Below are 16,936 nucleotides of genomic sequence, written 5' to 3'. Positions count from 1 at the left end.
ATGCAAAGATGATGAGAAGTTTAACGCTATTTATTTTATTGACAACCGGTGTATTTTATAGTTGTTCAAAGAAAGATTTTTTGGATGCCAAATCTGATCAAAGTTTGGTGGTGCCTGCTACCTTGGAAGATTTTCAAGCGATTTTGGACTATGATTTTGATATGAACGGTGTTCCTAATGGGTTGGGACTTGTCCCTGAACTTGGAGAGATTGGATCAGATGATTATTATTTGACGGCAGATCTGTATCAAAATCGCCTGACAAGTCTTTATCGTGATTTTTACATCTGGTCGGAAGATGCTAATTCGGGAGATAATTTAAACGATTGGGATAGAGGCTACAATTGTGTTTTTATGGCCAATGTCGTGTTGGATGGTCTCTCACAGATGAAAGAAGGTACTTACGATAGTTCCCAATGGAAGGAGATCCGAGCTGCTGCGTTATTCTATCGTGCGCATGCTTTTTATCAATTGGCACAAGTCTTTTCTTATCCTTTTGGAATGACTGAAATGGAACGGTATGGTCTTCCACTTCGATTGAGCGCCGATATTTCTGAAAAAATAGAACGAAGCACGATATCAGAAACTTATGCTCAGATCATAAAAGATTTGGAAGAGTCTGTTCAGTCGTTGCCCCAAACATCGGCTTACAAAGAGCGACCTTCCAAAGCGGCATGTTTTGCATTGCTGGGAAGGGTATATCTTTCTATGCGTGATTACGATAAAGCATTGGACGCGGCAAATGCGAGCTTGGAAATTACAGATGTTTTGTTAGATTATAACAATCTTTCTGCCACTGCTAACTATCCTTTTCAAGGATCGGCGATTATGGAAACAGAAGTTTTGTTTAAAAGTACTTTTGTAACCCAGTCCGGTATAACGAGCCCGTTAAGCATATTTATAGCCAAGATTGATCCGCATTTATATGATAGCTATGTTCAGGATGATCTGAGAAAGGTTATCTTTTTTAGAAACTCGGCCCCAAATGGATTTAGATATAAGGGTAGTTTTTATGCAAGTACTGCATTTTTCGTGGGCCTGGCGACAGATGAGGTCTATTTGATAAAAGCAGAATGCTTAGTAAAGCTTGGTATGTTGCATGAAGCAGTTGAGACTATGGAGAAACTTAGAAAGAAGCGTTTTACAGTGAATTCGGATGGTTATAAAATTGCGGACATAATCGTTTCAAATCATAATGAATTATTGAAATTTATACGGGAGGAACGGCGACGCCAGTTGATATTTAGAGGTTTAAGATGGACAGATATCAGGCGATATAATATGGAAGATGGGGCAGAAAGTCTGCGACGAGTGCTTGATGATAAGACTTACACACTGATGCCCAATGATAAGCGATATGCTTTTTTGGTTCCGAGCTTGATTATGGGCTATAATCCCGATATGGTTCAAAATCCAAGGTAAATGCAAAAGGCTCCAACTGGAGCCTTTTGTTTGATGCAATCTTTTTCGTTAATTACTTAACGGTTCGCGAGGAATAGTTTGAACTGCAGGGGTCAAATCATTGACGAATGAGGCTCCGGGATTGGAGTTTAGGCCTTTCATACAGATTTCTGTATCCGTAATCGGCGCTTCACATTCTGGATTTGATGGCTGCGTTGGACTTTGACCAATGTAGGTGTAATTACCTACGGCATCGCGCGAATACCAATGAAGATCATCGGTTTTTTTGAAGCTATTAAACCCAATAAATGATGCCATTGCAACGGCCACAGCTACTGCGGCTTTTGCATTAATTTTGATTTTTCTCATATGCATAGCATATCAATTTTAATTGTTTATAATATGTGTTAGTTTTCTCTTATTGGACTCACTTTCATTTGACCAAAAAGAATCTTTTCACTGTCTTTTGGCAGACTCGCCCTTCCATCGAGCCAGCTTAGTGCTCAATTTCTGATGTACCATGTTGTGTTTTTTTTATTTTGCAGCTGCTAGGAAGTACCTCAGTTTCCTGAGTCCGTCTTATGCTTTTATCCAGTAGTAAACCTATCAGACAATTCAACGTTATTATTCCGTTGATCCATAAATGTGCAATCCAACTGTTGTCAAATTCTAGTACACAATCACAGGGGATACTTCCCCACTTGTCCAGAAGGGCTAGAAGGATATAGGAAGAAAAAATAATCATTAAAATAATCGAAAACCAAAACGCCATTGACTTTGTGCGTTCGAAAATGAAGAGTATTCCAGTCAATAGCGCTATTGCAGGTAATACATAGGATAGGAAGATCCCATATTGATCATCAAATGGTTGCTTGATCATGGAATCCTGATAATCACTGAAAGTAAATAACTTTTTTGAGCCAACATACATCCACAAGCAAATGAAGGCGTACGTTAAAATCTTTAGGGTAGATTCCTTTGGGTGGCTCTTTAAATCCAGTACCATCTTTATCATTTTAATTTTTATCGAATCGGCTCCTATCTTCCTGCTTATTGGCAATCCACAGGTTTTAATATGTTGCTTTCCTTGTACCATTTTGTTTTCTGTTTCTTTATAAACTTCTACAATGCTAAATTACGACCTTAGCTCACCACACCGTTAGGCAGTTTTTGATGTGGAATGAGGCAGTATCTGATAACTCCATTTAAGGTTCATAATCTGCGTGCCTATATGGATAACCAAGGGGAAATTGATCGTACACATGGAGATAGGCCAATACCAGCGGCGATATCTTTCTTCGGTTGTAGAGGGCAATGATGCCGGGCAAGTGGAGCGGATCTACAGCTGGATCGTCAAAACCTTCCAATACCTGCTCGATATCCAATTGTATTTGCCAGAGCTGCTGCTCTTTTTCTACATAATGAAGGTCTTGATAAAAGATCTCCTGATAGCTTTCCTGCAATTCGGTGATTAAAAGCAATTCATAATCCCAGAAGTTCAAATGAAAGTCTTGTTTTTTTAAGATGAGGAATAGGGTCTCTAAACAGTGGAGTAAGTCCATATCGTCTAATGGAGGGCAGGGGCATATGGTAAGCATGTGATTTGCTTCCTCTTTTTCGATCTGTTTATTACGGTAGGCGATTTCGATAATGAGCTCTTCGAGCTGGATTTCATCGAAATAGTAAGCATAGCTGTGATGATCACGGTATAGTGTTGAGTCTACTGTTATGTCAAGTAAGAGACCTGCTAGAATATAAAAAAGCTCCAGATGATCGTGATATAATGGAGGAAAAGTAATGAGGAAATAACTGTCAAAATCAATTTCCTCATTCCAGCGTATCTCTTGTTCTGGAGTAAATGGACTATAATGATGATGTGCTGGTTCTTCTTTATTGCTATCCTTACAATCATTGTCATCACACCAAGGTATCTCTTGTTTTAGATTAGGAAGGTCGACAGTTTTGGACTCAGGATGAGAACTATTAATGTCTTTATAATCATCATACAGCATTTTGCGGTAACTGATCATCTCTTGGTGATAAGGTGTCTGTTTCCAACCTAGTGGTGCGATAGCCTGCATGACCTGAGGTACGGTATTGTATACTTCTTGTAATATAGCAAGGACGATTGTTGAGGTTAATTTTTCGATTTTTCTTTGTTTCATATGTGTATAACTTGTTTTTCAATGGTCATATGGAATACTCCTGGATATTTGTGCTTTGCTAAACATGAGTATTTCATAATTAAGGTTTCCATGTTAAGGGACTACATTTTTAGTTTTTGTTCAGCTTGCTGTTTAAATTGTGATGCGGTAAGTCCGGTATGCTGGCGAATAAATCTGTTCATCTCGTTGGGTCCGCTAAATCCGGTCTGCTCTGCCGTAGCAATCAATTTGTCGTTTTCGACGATAACCTGCTCGATCAAGTTGAGCAGCAATTCGTGACGATAGCTGTATAGTGTCTGATGGTATTTCTTTTGATGTTCTCGGCTCAGGTACTCTGGGGCGGTTTGCAATATGAGCGCGATTTCTTGGAGATGCGTCTGCGCTCCTTGCTGCACGATCATGATGTCGAGCAACTGTCGGGCCTGATCCACCAGATCCTGTGCTGTGCCATGGAGTAGTTTAAATCGGCTTAATTCGACCAAAAAGATCAAGTGTTTGAGTAGAATATACTCGTTGTTAAGGGTATTGGGATTCAGTCTGCTAAATAGAATCCGCAAATATTTGAGTGTGGTAATACCTACCCTGAAATCAACACTCTTGTCTGTATGAAATGCGTGTTCTTTTTTAGCTCGTACCAGATGGCTGATGAAGTCAAAATGACGGATGGCCGGTGGTCTAAACATACCTGCATCTAGAATAATACCTACCAAAATGTGATGGCCAACGGGAAGATGAAGGTTATACATACCCTTGGCTAAATAAAAATAAGAGCCTTTACCGGGCGTGAGCTCAAAGGTAAAATCCACATCTGTCCTTTTGCCATAGATACTTTGCTCACTCAATAAGGGGTAGATCAGGTGCAGATCGTGCATGCTGATGTCAATGGGTATATCCATCGATTCGCTGATCCAGTATTCGTAGTAGTAGAGGTATGCAAAGCGGCCGTCAAATACTTGTTCGCTGATCTGGTTGGAAGGGGACCACCAATTTTTTTCTTGCGCATTGCGTATGGGGTAACTAAGTTGCTTGTGAGGTGCTTCTACGGATTTAAAATCTTCATTTAATGTGAAAGTGTAGGGTCTTTTCATCTTGGTTATAGCGTTGGTTAAAAGATGAGTTTAGGAAGTTTATTCACTAATAACCAAATAAAATTGTACATCGACCGATTTTGGCTGTAACTCCGTACTTTCAGATTGCAACTCGCCCTTTTTCGTTGCAATTCGCTTTTAAAGTCGATTGAGATATTGCAACTCGGTTATTCATGCTATTGTACTTTTATTTGAGGGTCCTTGTTTTTCAATATCCATATTTGCTCCCATTGGATCCGATATGGAGTTATTAATCGTCTAAAATAGAGCCTGTACAACTTTGTGGCAGACTATATGTAAAACAATAAGATACTTTGAAATGAACGTATTGAAAGAACAGATTTTAATAAACGTAGCCCAGGTGGCTGAAGGACAGGCAATATTAGAATGGAACGAGTTATTGCCTTTTATAACAGAAGAAGCTGCGAGCGGGGATCGGTGTCCCATCTTAACTTTCTAATCTAAGCAGCCACGTTACCCCTGTGGAAGGAGAAGCACGGTTGTGCATGCTCCTTCCTATTTTATGATCTATTAAGAAGTTTTACTACATGCCTATTGAACATAACCAAAGCTGGGAATATGCGCTTTTCTCAGCTCATTTGTACCGGTACATACCAGCAATAAGTTGGGATGATCATGCCGAGATTTATAAAAAATGGACGATCGTTCACCAGCCCAAGCCTATAATAAGTGCCTTACAGTGGGATCGATCTTTTTTACTGGAATTAGATTGGGCTGCGCCACAGATTATCTGTTTATACCATCTAGGGATGCATGCGCAGATTCCTTTGGTACTGGCTTCCTATGGTCTCTGTTTTGATATTCTGATGGATAGAGCTGTGTTTGAGAAGCAGCGAACACAGTTACTGCAGTTGCAGGATGAGCTCCGTAATAATGGACTGGAATATCGTTTTTTAATGAGCGACGATCCGCAGGTTTTGCTGAAAGCACGTAAGGCTATCAGAGAAGGAAGGCATCTGCTTGTGTTTGCGGATGGCAACAGCGGAACTTCGGAGTCTTTGAATAAAAAGGTCAGAATTGATTTTTTGGCTGCAGATATTTATGTACGCAAAGGTATAGCATTGCTCAGTTTTTTATTGCAAATACCCGTGATCCCGATAACTCATGTTTTTATAAATGGTGATTCCTATAGCGTGGTTGCAGGAAATCGGATTTGTGTGCAACCTTATGAAAATCGTGACTGCTACATCACTCGCTGTATGCAACAGGTATATGATTTTTTGGCTATTGAGATCAGTAGGTCTCCCTGGAATTGGGAGTGCTGGAGCTATTTGCACGAAATGAACTGTTACAGCATTGCGGTGCCTACGATCAAAGAAATTGGGGAGCAAAATACTGACGAAGGGATTATTCATATTCAATTGGGGGGTGAAAAAGGAGTTTTTTACAGGAAATATTTTTGTTATTTGCGGAGATAATTATTTTTTATAAGTAAATTTAAGTTTTTGACATTTTAATTTATGATGAAAACTACCACCTTTACCTTGTATAGTCATCTGTTTATATTTGCATTAATGTTGACTGCTTTGTGGGTAGCTAATCTCTTATGGAGTAGTGAAGATATTCCATTTGTACAGATCGTTATTGCTGCTGGTTTATATTTTGGTTACAGCTATTTGATTTCGAACTTAATCTTACAGTTCTGGGGCGGAGCTCGTAAACAAAGGGTTTTAAGTGTGATTTTCTATATGGTTCTTTTCATCACCGTGATACCTATTGTCCAGATATTGATCCATGATGTGTTACCCTTGGTCGGGATTATTTTTTTTGATGATTCTCTTCCCGAAAACATGCCTAAGTTTTATTTCAGGATTGTGAGCGGTTATTTAATAGCCAATCTCTTGGCCATGATTGTCGCGATAGGAAACCGGTTTTTTACTATTAAACAAGAAAAAAAGAAGCTTGATCAAGATCTCCTCGTCTATAGAGATCGGGTAGTGGGGCTTCAGTATACATCACATTTTTTGACATCGATATTTTTGACAAAATTTGGCGAAATGCTGCTTAATGATGCACCAAAAGATAAGACTACAAAACGGGATATTGTCCAATTTTTGGCTTATTTGCTGGAAGTGGAAAGACCGGGTGATCGGAGAAGCTGGGCCGAGGAAATGGATCAGTTACATTGCTTTCTACGGTTATTGAAAAGGCATTACGGCGAAAAAGCGATTTTATATAACGAAACGCTATATGATCGTATTTATCCGGCTATTCCTGCTGGAATTTTATTTTTTCCTTTGGAAAATTGCCTCAAGCATGCACATATTTCGACAGACCAGCCTATCGAATTTAGATTGGATGGTAATCATGATGAAATTGTACTTACTTGCCAGAATTATTGGTCCCCGAAAGATGAAAGACTTGAACCTGAAACGGGATTTGAAATGCTACGGTATAAACTTGGGCAGATGGATACGGAGACAGCTATTACTATCAAACGTACTGAGAATACCTTTCTTGTTCGTTTGCGATTAAAACTACAACCTAATGAAAAAGCTAAGTTATAAGCTTCTGATTGTAGATGATAAACCGGAAACACTTGTCTACTTAAAAATGTTACTCGATGATATACCATTCATCAATAAAGATATTGAGGTCATCACCAATGCGGTAGATGCGATACAATATCTGAAAGAAAATGAAGTGGATATCTTACTATTGGATATGGAACTTGGCTCGGGTGACATCAGCGGAATAAAACTGTCTATGATGATCGCCAATCCGCCTGTGATGGCTGCTTGTTCTGCTCATCCTCAGTATATATTTGAAGCCGAGGATACATCAATATGTGCTTATTTTAGTAAAAAGATTAGTTTTAATGCGCTTCAAGTAAAGATGGAAGAACTGGTGGAACGAGTGGACCGAAAATTGGAGAAGCAGAGTCGTGATATAAAGCATTTGCTGATGACCAATTTGGAAGGAAAAGTGATCGAACTGCCTTTGGCAGATATTTACTATGCGATTATTGATAACAACACCTTGACTGTTTATCTGGAGTCGGAGCAGTATCAGTTTAATGAACACCTGAATAGTTTTCAATCCAGATTACCTGCCCATTCTTTTGCACGGCCACGCAATAATACGTTAGTTCACCTGGCCAAGGTAGATCTGGTACGCACGAATGAATTCTATCTGTGCAAACCTAGAAATATTGACCCGTTATCAATGACAGCAGATTTTAAAGGTAATTTTAAGCATCAATTTGAGATTTATAAACAAAACAATAAATAAAATGGGGTAGGGCTGCCCGCATTTCATGGTATCGACAATTGAATTTTTTTTATGTCGCAATTGAATGAAATTGTAATTATGTTGAAGGAAATCAACGAAAAAATGTTTAAGATCTTCCAGAGAATATTTCCGGATGAAGGTGAGAAACAGCCTGTGGAAGTTGATCTATTAATGACACGGATGACGGTCGTATCACGGTTAGGGATTTCTGAAAGAACCTATAACCGCTGGGTGAAAGCAGGGATCCTGACTCCTATTGTGCTGGGCAATAAGCACTATTATCGGGAAGAGGATCTGCGCGAAGCGATCAAGCGGAGTGTAAATAGGGGGCTGGTCTAGCTGTTGGAAATGAAAGGTCGATTCGGAACGGGATTGACCTTTTTTAATTTGCTTATTGTGTGCCCTTTGCTTGCTTATTCTTTACTGTTTTATTGCTGTTTGATAGCCTTTTTATTGGTGTTTTATTCCTTATTGTTGCATGCTTTATTGGTTATTCTTTGCTGGTTGTTTACCTTTTCTTTGGGACTGATAGGCTATTGGCTTGCTCTTGGTTTGCTATTTCTCTGTTTATTTATGGCTGTTTTTCTGCTCTCTCATGGCCACTTTATATCATCATGCTTTTTGCGTAGCACTTATAGTTGCTTGCAATAGGCCAATTTTGACCGAAAAAACTTCTGTATTTGAGCGATCCAGCTGTTTTGAAATACGCCACCTGGTCACTGTTTAGTCAATAGCTTTACTTCATAAAATCTGAAATAAAGGTATTCAATTCTTTCATTTTTATGTCGCCAAAATCGGCATTTCCAGTCAAATGGCGTCAAATGACGCCATTACTCGTCTTTCGCTACAGGCTGTCTTTACTTTAGCTATATGATATCGATATCCGTGGTCGTCTGCAGCGCCACATATAAGGTTTAACAGTTTAAAAAATTAATATTATGGCAAGATTTATTAAAGGAATACACGGATCGTACCAGGGTAAAGTGGGCAGCGTCGTAGGTTCGTCCTGGCGAGGTATAGACTATGTTCGCTCGCTTCCAAAACGCAGTTCAAAAGCAGCCAGTGAGGGTCAAATGGCACAACGGATTAAATTTGGAATGACGACCAGTTTTCTCAAATCGATTAAGGATGTGCTGATGCTAGGTTATTCCGACAGTAAACAGAAAGGGAAAACTGGGTATAATGTGGCTTTTCAGCACTTTATTAAAAATGCAATCTTAGGTACTTATCCTAATTATACGATTAACTATGCCGCTGTACAGATAGCAAGTGGTAGTCTAGCAACATTGATGGGATTGGAGGTCTTAGAGGTATTTCCCAAAGTGTTGAATGTGAATTGGGATCCAGTAGGCAATAGATTTAATGCATTTGATGATGATCAAGTCTTTGTGGTTTTATACGATCCAGCGGATCATCTGTTTTTTGCTTATGAAGGTATGACCAGGATTGATGCAACTATGGAAATTACTTTGCCGGATAGTTATACGGGCAAAACTATAGTTGGCTGGATATTCAATATTCATCGTGATGGTTTGATCACGTCCAGTAGCCAGTACTTGGGTGAATTTATTTTGAATTAAAGGATAACAATGAAATCTGGATTAAAAGTCATCCGTATCAGAAAGGGGAAGAACAGTACCCTGTCTGAAATCTATCTGAACAATCAGTTTATCTGCTATGGTCTGGAGGATATCCCTCGTGAGAAGAAGATCCCGGGAAGTACCTGTATTCCCGCTGGAAGATATAAGCTTGGTTTCAACCGTGATGGAGGGATGAATGGTAACTACTATGACCGCTATCCTCAGATGCATCGGGGCATGATCGAGATCCAGGATATTCCTGGTTTTAGTTATGTCTATGTCCACATCGGTAATACGCATAAACATACTGCGGGCTGCCTGCTCGTAGGCACAAAGTATGTCTTTGAAAAAGGAGACTATCGCTTGGAACAGTCCGTTACGGCGTATAAGAAATTGTATGCCTTGCTGGTGGAATTAATGGTATTAGGGGAAGTGTTTATCGAAGTAACATAGTAACAAGTAAAGAAATGACTAGTAAAGGAGTAACGTAATGAGTAGAGTAGTGACGGAGTAACAATTAATGGGGAGACGGGGAATACTATTTAACCTACTAACGCTCTCAACTTATAACTTTCTTACCAACCTACTAACTACATAACCTTCTAATTATTTACTAACCTTTTAACTTTTATACAAATGAAAAAAATAATCAATAAAATCGGGCAGGCACTCCAGGTAGTGCTTATGGCGCCAATTAAATTGCCGGGAAAAGCTTTAAATATTATCAAGTACATTGCTCTTGGACTTGGTGTAGTGGAAACGGTACTGGATGATAAAGATAAAAAAGCAGAGGATGAGTCACCGCCACCAGAGCAGATCGTGTCACATAAAGAAAAGGAGGTGCCTGATGAAATGGAATGATATCCGGTTGGGTGCTTTTGGGGGGACACTTTGTTCCTTATGGCTAAGCCTTACCTTCAATGATTTGTTACAAACAGCTTTGATGGCCGTGGTAGGAGCGGTTGTTAGTTTTATGACGAGTAAATTACTAGGAAGGATTGTAAAGAAGAAGTGATTTAAATATTTGTCAGTAAAACGGAGAAATGCGCTTTACTGACATTTTTATGTCCTGATCCGAAGATCGCTAGACTGCTTTATTTTGAATCAGATTTTCTAGCTCTTCTGGGCTTTATTTTCATGATTTTATTGTTTCGTAATACCACTAATTCACTATTTTTGCTTTTCTTGAATTCGATCAGTTTTTCATATACTTTTTCGAGCCCTTTGAGGATTTTGATTTTCTCTTCTTCTTGAATGTCAAACGTTTTCATAATAGCTTTTTAATAGATTAAATTTATTCTCTTTTATTATGTTTAATAATTGGTTAGTTTTTTTATCAGCTAATAGCTCATGTTTTCCTTCCGAATTATCAAATATTAAAGCTCCATCGACGATCGGTAAGTATATATTGAAAAGATTTTTAATGCCATTGATATATCTTCTGGCAATAACATCTGAATCAATATGATGACCTCCTTCTAGAACTCTAGTTCTTACACGTTCTTTAGCAAGATCTATACTCTGTAACCAAAAAAATAACAAAGTAACGCGATATCCTTGCTCTTTAGCTTTAATTATTTTATTCCTATAACTTTTTGTAGCTAGCGTTGTTTCAAATGCAAAATTTTCATTTTCTAAAAATAATTCGTCTATTCTTTTTAACATAATTCTACCTGCTTCAAAGGCTACCTTTTCAGGTTGAAAAGGAGACAAACCTTTCGCAATTTCGTCAGCATTGATAAATTCTTTACATTCTAAAATTTCAGGTAAAATAGTAAAAGAAGCAGTAGTTTTCCCAGCGCCGTTGCAACCTGCAATTATGTAAAGCTTTTTATCTCGCATTTAAACAAAAATACAAATTTATAATATCATTACATTAATTTCCGGAGCTGAATATATTTTTTAACATTTATCTCATTTGAGATTACATGTATAAGGTAAATCACCCTCTTTTAAATATTTTTCCGCACTTTAGCAACATCAAATCTAAAGAACATAAGATCATTATGAAATTAAAAAAAATCTATGCAATACTGGCATTCCAGCTTATTGCTGGAGGTCTTTTTGCACAGGAACAGCTCGATAGCCTTGCTGTTACAAAATTAAGTCCCCTCTTTTCTCAACCGACTCTGAAGAATAACAAGCTGATTGTCCCACAGATAAAAGGATATGAAGTCTCTCTGATCGGGTCGGATAATAAAGTGGTGATTGACCTAAATGGTCACATATCGCAACCTCTGATCGATAAAAAAGTAAATGTACTCTATAAGATCGTACGTAAATCGGACCGGGCTTTTGGTGAAATTCCGATGAAAGATATTGTCATCAAAGGTGTATATGGTGATAAAGGAGTGGGGGAACAACCTTTCGTAATTCCTTCATTGCGCGAGTGGTATGGTGTGGATGGAGTATTCCAATTACATCCTGAGTCAGCGATCGTGCTGGAACAACAACATGAAGAATCGTCAAAAGCTGCACAGCTTTTAAAGGAGGACCTTAAAAAGTTGATCGGACTGGATCTGCCCGTGCGAACTGGAGAACCAAAAGCAGGTGATATTTTCATTGGTTCGAAAGGTGATAAGGCTTTGGGACATGAAGGGTATGCGCTAAAAATTGATGATGTCTTCAGCATACAGGCTCCAAATTATAATGGTAAGGTATTTGGTACGAGAACCTTACTGCAACTGCTCTCTCAAAATAAAAAACAGCTAAGCATACCGAAAGGGTTCTCTCGTGATTACCCAACATACGAAGTGCGGGGATTTATGTTGGATGTGGGCCGTAAGTTTTTTACCATCGATTTCTTAAATGATTACGTGGAGATGATGTCTTATTACAAGATGTCAAATTTTCATATTCATCTTAACGATAATGCTTTCGATAAATATTTTAACTACGATTGGGATAGTACTTATGCCGGTTTTCGGTTAGAAAATGAACGCTATCCAAATCTTGCCTCTAAGGATGGACATTACAGTAAGGCTGAATTTATTGCTTTACAAAAGAAGGCGCTTCGTTATGGGGTGACTATTATTCCGGAAATCGATGTACCTGCCCATTCATTGGCAATTAGCCATGCTATTCCTGAAGTAGGGAGCCGTAAGTTTGGAATGGATCATCTTGATCTGGATAATCCAAAAAGTTATGAGGTGGTCAAAAATATTTTTGATGAATATACAAAAGGCCCTAATCCGGTATTTATTGGCAAAGAGGTACATATTGGCACAGATGAGTATGCAAAAAGTGAATCGGAGAAATTCAGAAAATTTACCGATTACGTGATCAAAGTGGTGCAGGATAATGGTAAGAAAGTACGTGCCTGGGGTGCTTTGACGCATGCTCAAGGAACAACACCTGTTCGGGTTAAGGATGTACGATTAAACATGTGGTACAATGGTTATGCCGATCCTATCGCGATGAAAAAATTGGGTTACCAACAGATCAGTACACCTGATGGTTGGTTGTATATCGTACCGGCAGCAGGTTATTATTACGACTACCTCAATACCGACAACCTATATAATAATTGGGAGCCAAGAAAAATTGGTGATATCACCTTTGAAAAAGGTGATCCGATTGTTGATGGTGGTATGTTTGCCGTGTGGAATGATATCGCAGGAAATGGGATATCGGAAAAAGATGTGCATAACCGCGTGTTCCCGACCATACAGGTACTTGCTGAAAAAATGTGGGGAGCAGCAGATCAACATACAAGTTTATTTACTTTCAATCAAAAGAAAAAATCTGTCATTGAAGCTCCAGGTCTAAATATGAGAGGTCATTATGCGGCTCTTGATCCTGTGATTGTTCACCTGAATTTTGATTCGCAAACGCGCAATCAAATGGATAACGAATGGAAAGAAGCCAGCACCACGGCCACTCAATTTGAAAAAGGCATAAAAGACAATGGTCTTAAGTTTACAGGTGAAACCAGTAAATTGATCTTACCTATTGCTGAAATTGGTGAGCAGTATACGGTGTCTTTCTGGATCAAACCGGAGACAAATTTAGCAGGAGATCTGTTTGTGTCGAAAAATGCAAAAGTTTTCAGTGATGGTAAAGGTCTTGGATATGCACGTGATGGTTATCAATACTATTTTGATTATGCTTTACCTATAAAGGAGTGGAGTCAGGTAAGCATCACAGGTGATCATATCGGTACACAATTGTATGTGAACGGTAAATTGATCAAGGATATGAAACCTTTTGATGTGGTCATGCCTTATAAGGATAAGAATAATGGTAAGGAAATTAAGTATAAGAAAGTGCAGACCTTAGTTTTTCCTTTGTCCGAGATCAGCTTAAAACATGCCACTTTGGATGAATTAAAGGTTTATAATAAGAAATTGACCAGTCAAGAAATCGTGAGTGAATTTAGGGCTTACTAATACTTATCCACAATAATTTTGAATCGATGCCCTTGAGCTGCATGCCTGCCATTTATTAATGGTGGGCATGTTTTTTTGAGTATAATCGTAAAAAAAGATATCATCCAATCACTCTGGGATATCTTTTTTTTGGAGCTTAAATTTTAGAATTTGGAACGATAGGTCATCGTACAATTGGAAATTAATTTGAAACAGCGATAATGCTTTCAAATACTTTATCCATAAAGAGTACCGTATCCATATTTTTTTCATACTTCCTATGCTCAAAGAGAAGTTCAAAATTGCCGTTATATTTCATTGCAACAAGTTCAAATTTGCGTAGTTCTAACCAGCTTGGGATCTCCTCTATAGCGGGTACTGCACAGGTGATGGTTTTAAAATTCCCTTGTTGCGTAATGATATAATGAACATGGACTGGAGTAGAGGTCTTTTTCGGGTAGCTGACCATAATGTTTTGTTTCATACTGAATATAAAAATGTAATAAATAGTTGATGCTGCTCACTACGAAGAGTCAGAATCGCTAAGTGCAGACGATCTGCCTAAAGCCAGAAAGATAGAAGGAGAGATGTCGTTATCAATGAACGAGGACGTAGCGTAATCTCAGTTTTTTAATCACATTTCTGTAAGATACTGAAATTAAGTTGAATAACCAAATTTCGGAACTTGACTATATATGAAAAAGATATTCTTATATAGGTAAAAAGATACTCAAAGTATTTGATAGGAAATCTTGGAAAATGAAAAGTGTTTTTATTTCTAGAGTATTAGCTGTTAAATTGATATGGGTAAGTACAGGTCTACAGCTTGAATGTGAAACTCACGATGTTCAAGCCAAATACAGATAGGGAGATTGGGGCATGATTGTTAAGGATTAGTCTTTACATCATATCGGCTTAGATCTGGTCGGTAAGAGTTAAAAATAAAAAAAATTGATCAGCTCCTGATAGCGGATCAATTTTATATATCATCACTTATTAAAATAATTTATTATATCATCCAGCGTAAGATACTTGCTCCCCAGGAAAATCCAGCTCCAAAAGCTGTAAGCATTACTAAATCTCCAGTTTTCATCAATTTAACATTTTCCCAAATACATAACGGGATAGTAGCTGCTATGGTGTTACCGAGATATTCAATATTGCTTAAAGTACGACCCTCCGGAATATTCAATGATCTACCTACAGCATCAATAATGCGTTGATTTGCTTGGTGGGGTACCACCCAGTTTACATCTTCAACCGTTATATGATTACGCTCCATTACTTTTGTACAAGCATCGCTCATGGATTGAACTGCTTTTTTAAATACCGTTTTTCCATCTTGGCGGAGGTATCTTTTTTGAGTATCGTTGTCCGCTAAACAGATCGGATATTGCGTTCCCCCAGCTTCAATATTTAAAAATGCACGTCCATCTCCATTACTTTGAAGATATGCATCCATGATGCCACCTTCTGTAGAAGGTTGCAAAAGCACTACACCAGCACCATCTCCAAATAAAATATTCGTTGATCGATCATGGATATCAACATACGTGCTGATATTATCAGCACCCACAATCAGTACATTTTTGTACCGACCTGTCTCTACAAGTGAGGCGCCCATATCCAAAGCATATAAAAATCCTGAACACGCTGCATTAATATCAAATGCCCAAACATGATTAAGACCTAACTTTTCTGCAATAATGTTTGCAGTTGCAGGCATCGGCATATCAGGAGTGGAGGTCGCGACTAAAATAGCGTCTACTTCATCCAGATTTTTACCATACTTTACAACAAGATCTTCAATCGCACGAACAGCCATGTCCGAAGTCGCCAATTCATCTTCTAAAATGCGACGTTCTTTGATACCTGTTCTTTTGATGATCCACTCATCATTCGTATCACATAATTTTTCTAAGTCAGAATTTGTTCGTTTATTTTGAGGGATGTAACCTCCAATTGCGGTAATTGCAGCGTAAAGTTTATTCGGGAGAGTTGTATTCATATATTATGGTTATCATATTCAAGTATGATCCGCCTTTTGTAATTTTAGTTTAATCTTATTTTATCGCCAATGCGCTTATTTATTGTTATAACCTTTATTAATCTTCCAAAAAAGACTTGTAAAGGAGGTGTAAAAATAGAATAATTTATACAACAGTATGAAAAATATTAAGATTGTGACAAAATCATTACGATGAGGCTCTTTTTTTGAACCGAATCGCAAAACGGTCTAGTATTGATACCGTCTTAATTTTAATGTTTAGAATTTAATTTTGATAAAGAGGATGTTTGCAAAATATATGAGATTATTGTAATACGGATAAAACATGCTTCAAAACAGGTAGTTATCATGATCTTTCTCTTCAGTAATATTTTAAATTGAAACTTTTACTATGCATTTTTATGAAAAATATTTTTTAACACCTTTATATTAAAAACAGTTTGCTTAAATTGTTGTCAACTATTCGCATTACTAAATAAATATGGTAACACCATTTTCGATTCAAATTCAGCTTGAAAATAGTCAAGTTAGATTAATTCCAGTTCAGCAAGATGACTTTGAAAGACTCTATGCTGTCGCTAAAGATCCTAGAGTATGGGAACAGCATCCCAATAAAAATAGATTTGAACGGTCCGTATTTGAAAATTTCTTTGAAGGCGCTCTGCTCAGTAAAGGTGCATATTTGATACAAGATAAACACTCAAATGAGATATTAGGAAGTACACGATTTTACAATTATAATGCAGACGAGAAAGCGATTTTCATTGGCTACACATTTTATGGCACAAAGACATGGGGTCAAGGTATTAATCCTCAAGTAAAAAAAATGATGCTTGATTATGTGTTCGATCACGTTGATATCGTTTATTTCCATGTTGGAAATACTAACGAGCGGTCTAAAAAAGCAATGGAAAAATTAGGAGCAAAAAAAGTCAGATTGGAAGAAGTAGCATATCATGGTGAACCCAATCGTATCAATGTACTTTATGCCATTAGAAAAGAAGCATATCGTGATAGATAGCCGTCTTTTTCAAATGAATAAATTTACTGCATCAAGGAGTGTATTTTTATATTTG

General features: G+C 37.8%; 18 protein-coding genes. 10 read left to right on the top strand and 8 right to left on the bottom strand.

Translation table 11 applies throughout. From position 1 onward, the window contains the following. The first annotated feature begins 8 nt into the window (after nucleotides 1-8). Complete coding sequence (locus AC06G9_RS16535) at nucleotides 9-1,421, top strand: RagB/SusD family nutrient uptake outer membrane protein (protein ID WP_480956777.1); 1,413 nt, start codon at nucleotides 9-11, stop codon at nucleotides 1,419-1,421. Nucleotides 1,422-1,469: 48 nt separating this feature from the next. On the opposite strand, the gene AC06G9_RS16530 is transcribed toward AC06G9_RS16535, so the two are convergent. The 4 genes from AC06G9_RS16530 to AC06G9_RS16515 all read right to left on the bottom strand — a co-directional run bounded on the left by AC06G9_RS16530 (nucleotide 1,470) and on the right by AC06G9_RS16515 (nucleotide 4,653). Beyond that, nucleotides 1,470-1,775 (bottom strand): hypothetical protein, encoded by a 306-nt coding sequence (locus tag AC06G9_RS16530; protein ID WP_480956776.1) that lies wholly within the window; start codon nucleotides 1,773-1,775, stop codon nucleotides 1,470-1,472. Between the two features lie 121 nt (nucleotides 1,776-1,896). Continuing rightward, entirely contained in the window at nucleotides 1,897-2,406 is a 510-nt protein-coding gene (locus tag AC06G9_RS16525) for a MauE/DoxX family redox-associated membrane protein (protein ID WP_480958193.1), read from the bottom strand. A 199-nt stretch (nucleotides 2,407-2,605) separates the two neighbouring features. Continuing rightward, nucleotides 2,606-3,565 carry a hypothetical protein gene (locus AC06G9_RS16520; RefSeq protein WP_480956775.1) on the bottom strand — a complete coding sequence of 320 codons (960 nt, stop codon included), beginning with the start codon at nucleotides 3,563-3,565 and terminating at the stop codon, nucleotides 2,606-2,608. Between the two features lie 101 nt (nucleotides 3,566-3,666). Continuing rightward, entirely contained in the window at nucleotides 3,667-4,653 is a 987-nt protein-coding gene (locus AC06G9_RS16515; RefSeq protein WP_480956774.1) for a helix-turn-helix domain-containing protein, read from the bottom strand. A gap of 548 nt (nucleotides 4,654-5,201) precedes the next feature. On the opposite strand from AC06G9_RS16515, the gene AC06G9_RS16510 reads away from it, so the two are divergent. The 7 genes from AC06G9_RS16510 (at nucleotide 5,202) to AC06G9_RS16480 (ending at nucleotide 10,346) form a co-directional block, all read left to right on the top strand. Beyond that, nucleotides 5,202-6,092: a lysophospholipid acyltransferase family protein gene (locus tag AC06G9_RS16510; RefSeq protein ID WP_480956773.1), complete on the top strand. Its 891-nt coding sequence runs from the start codon at nucleotides 5,202-5,204 to the stop codon at nucleotides 6,090-6,092. Between the two features lie 42 nt (nucleotides 6,093-6,134). Further along, complete coding sequence (locus tag AC06G9_RS16505) at nucleotides 6,135-7,181, top strand: LytS family sensor histidine kinase (protein ID WP_480956772.1); 1,047 nt, start codon at nucleotides 6,135-6,137, stop codon at nucleotides 7,179-7,181. Further along, entirely contained in the window at nucleotides 7,162-7,905 is a 744-nt protein-coding gene (locus tag AC06G9_RS16500; protein WP_480956771.1) for a LytR/AlgR family response regulator transcription factor, read from the top strand. The genes AC06G9_RS16505 and AC06G9_RS16500 overlap by 20 nt, the downstream gene beginning before the upstream one ends. 51 nt (nucleotides 7,906-7,956) lie before the next feature. Continuing rightward, nucleotides 7,957-8,244 carry a hypothetical protein gene (locus AC06G9_RS16495; protein ID WP_480956770.1) on the top strand — a complete coding sequence of 96 codons (288 nt, stop codon included), beginning with the start codon at nucleotides 7,957-7,959 and terminating at the stop codon, nucleotides 8,242-8,244. A 599-nt stretch (nucleotides 8,245-8,843) separates the two neighbouring features. Then, a complete protein-coding gene (locus AC06G9_RS16490) occupies nucleotides 8,844-9,485 on the top strand; it encodes a DUF6266 family protein (protein ID WP_480956769.1) in 642 nt (213 codons plus the stop codon). A 9-nt stretch (nucleotides 9,486-9,494) separates the two neighbouring features. Continuing rightward, nucleotides 9,495-9,938: a DUF5675 family protein gene (locus tag AC06G9_RS16485; RefSeq protein WP_480956768.1), complete on the top strand. Its 444-nt coding sequence runs from the start codon at nucleotides 9,495-9,497 to the stop codon at nucleotides 9,936-9,938. 183 nt (nucleotides 9,939-10,121) lie between these two features. After that, nucleotides 10,122-10,346: a hypothetical protein gene (locus tag AC06G9_RS16480; RefSeq protein ID WP_480956767.1), complete on the top strand. Its 225-nt coding sequence runs from the start codon at nucleotides 10,122-10,124 to the stop codon at nucleotides 10,344-10,346. Between the two features lie 233 nt (nucleotides 10,347-10,579). Here AC06G9_RS16480 and AC06G9_RS16475 read toward each other — a convergent pair whose 3' ends face one another. Together AC06G9_RS16475 and AC06G9_RS16470 are read right to left on the bottom strand one after the other, a co-directional pair. Beyond that, on the bottom strand, nucleotides 10,580-10,756 hold the full coding sequence (locus AC06G9_RS16475; RefSeq protein WP_480956766.1) for a hypothetical protein: 177 nt from the start codon (nucleotides 10,754-10,756) through the stop codon (nucleotides 10,580-10,582). Beyond that, complete coding sequence (locus AC06G9_RS16470) at nucleotides 10,743-11,327, bottom strand: ATPase (protein WP_480956765.1); 585 nt, start codon at nucleotides 11,325-11,327, stop codon at nucleotides 10,743-10,745. Before AC06G9_RS16470 ends, AC06G9_RS16475 begins: the two co-directional genes overlap by 14 nt. A 164-nt stretch (nucleotides 11,328-11,491) precedes the next feature. On the opposite strand from AC06G9_RS16470, the gene AC06G9_RS16465 reads away from it, so the two are divergent. Then, nucleotides 11,492-13,873, top strand: coding sequence for a family 20 glycosylhydrolase (locus tag AC06G9_RS16465; protein WP_480956764.1), 2,382 nt, complete (start codon nucleotides 11,492-11,494; stop codon nucleotides 13,871-13,873). A 181-nt stretch (nucleotides 13,874-14,054) separates the two neighbouring features. Here AC06G9_RS16465 and AC06G9_RS16460 read toward each other — a convergent pair whose 3' ends face one another. Both AC06G9_RS16460 and AC06G9_RS16455 read right to left on the bottom strand, forming a co-directional pair. Then, nucleotides 14,055-14,336 (bottom strand): hypothetical protein, encoded by a 282-nt coding sequence (locus AC06G9_RS16460; RefSeq protein ID WP_045752696.1) that lies wholly within the window; start codon nucleotides 14,334-14,336, stop codon nucleotides 14,055-14,057. A gap of 525 nt (nucleotides 14,337-14,861) precedes the next feature. Continuing rightward, nucleotides 14,862-15,860, bottom strand: coding sequence for a beta-ketoacyl-ACP synthase III (locus AC06G9_RS16455; RefSeq protein WP_045752697.1), 999 nt, complete (start codon nucleotides 15,858-15,860; stop codon nucleotides 14,862-14,864). A 481-nt stretch (nucleotides 15,861-16,341) separates the two neighbouring features. Between AC06G9_RS16455 and AC06G9_RS16450 the strand changes: the two genes are divergently transcribed. Further along, nucleotides 16,342-16,881 (top strand): GNAT family N-acetyltransferase, encoded by a 540-nt coding sequence (locus tag AC06G9_RS16450; protein ID WP_045752698.1) that lies wholly within the window; start codon nucleotides 16,342-16,344, stop codon nucleotides 16,879-16,881. Nucleotides 16,882-16,936: the final 55 nt, after the last annotated feature.

The sequence above is a fragment of the Sphingobacterium sp. MAE genome, from assembly GCF_056711605.1.
This window is presented reverse-complemented; position numbering and strand designations above follow the sequence as displayed.

Excerpts from the sequence above, each read along its gene's own strand:
- AC06G9_RS16465 (WP_480956764.1), top strand. The coding sequence starts at position 11,492 with ATGAAATTAAAAAAAATCTATGCAATACTGGCATTCCAGCTTATTGCT.
- AC06G9_RS16535 (WP_480956777.1), top strand. The coding sequence starts at position 9 with ATGATGAGAAGTTTAACGCTATTTATTTTATTGACAACCGGTGTATTT.
- AC06G9_RS16495 (WP_480956770.1), top strand. The coding sequence starts at position 7,957 with ATGTCGCAATTGAATGAAATTGTAATTATGTTGAAGGAAATCAACGAA.
- AC06G9_RS16530 (WP_480956776.1), bottom strand. The coding sequence starts at position 1,775 with ATGCATATGAGAAAAATCAAAATTAATGCAAAAGCCGCAGTAGCTGTG.
- AC06G9_RS16460 (WP_045752696.1), bottom strand. The coding sequence starts at position 14,336 with ATGAAACAAAACATTATGGTCAGCTACCCGAAAAAGACCTCTACTCCA.
- AC06G9_RS16470 (WP_480956765.1), bottom strand. The coding sequence starts at position 11,327 with ATGCGAGATAAAAAGCTTTACATAATTGCAGGTTGCAACGGCGCTGGG.
- AC06G9_RS16455 (WP_045752697.1), bottom strand. The coding sequence starts at position 15,860 with ATGAATACAACTCTCCCGAATAAACTTTACGCTGCAATTACCGCAATT.
- AC06G9_RS16510 (WP_480956773.1), top strand. The coding sequence starts at position 5,202 with ATGCCTATTGAACATAACCAAAGCTGGGAATATGCGCTTTTCTCAGCT.
- AC06G9_RS16490 (WP_480956769.1), top strand. The coding sequence starts at position 8,844 with ATGGCAAGATTTATTAAAGGAATACACGGATCGTACCAGGGTAAAGTG.
- AC06G9_RS16450 (WP_045752698.1), top strand. The coding sequence starts at position 16,342 with ATGGTAACACCATTTTCGATTCAAATTCAGCTTGAAAATAGTCAAGTT.
- AC06G9_RS16515 (WP_480956774.1), bottom strand. The coding sequence starts at position 4,653 with ATGAAAAGACCCTACACTTTCACATTAAATGAAGATTTTAAATCCGTA.
- AC06G9_RS16480 (WP_480956767.1), top strand. The coding sequence starts at position 10,122 with ATGAAAAAAATAATCAATAAAATCGGGCAGGCACTCCAGGTAGTGCTT.
- AC06G9_RS16505 (WP_480956772.1), top strand. The coding sequence starts at position 6,135 with ATGATGAAAACTACCACCTTTACCTTGTATAGTCATCTGTTTATATTT.
- AC06G9_RS16475 (WP_480956766.1), bottom strand. The coding sequence starts at position 10,756 with ATGAAAACGTTTGACATTCAAGAAGAAGAGAAAATCAAAATCCTCAAA.
- AC06G9_RS16485 (WP_480956768.1), top strand. The coding sequence starts at position 9,495 with ATGAAATCTGGATTAAAAGTCATCCGTATCAGAAAGGGGAAGAACAGT.
- AC06G9_RS16520 (WP_480956775.1), bottom strand. The coding sequence starts at position 3,565 with ATGAAACAAAGAAAAATCGAAAAATTAACCTCAACAATCGTCCTTGCT.
- AC06G9_RS16525 (WP_480958193.1), bottom strand. The coding sequence starts at position 2,406 with ATGGTACTGGATTTAAAGAGCCACCCAAAGGAATCTACCCTAAAGATT.
- AC06G9_RS16500 (WP_480956771.1), top strand. The coding sequence starts at position 7,162 with ATGAAAAAGCTAAGTTATAAGCTTCTGATTGTAGATGATAAACCGGAA.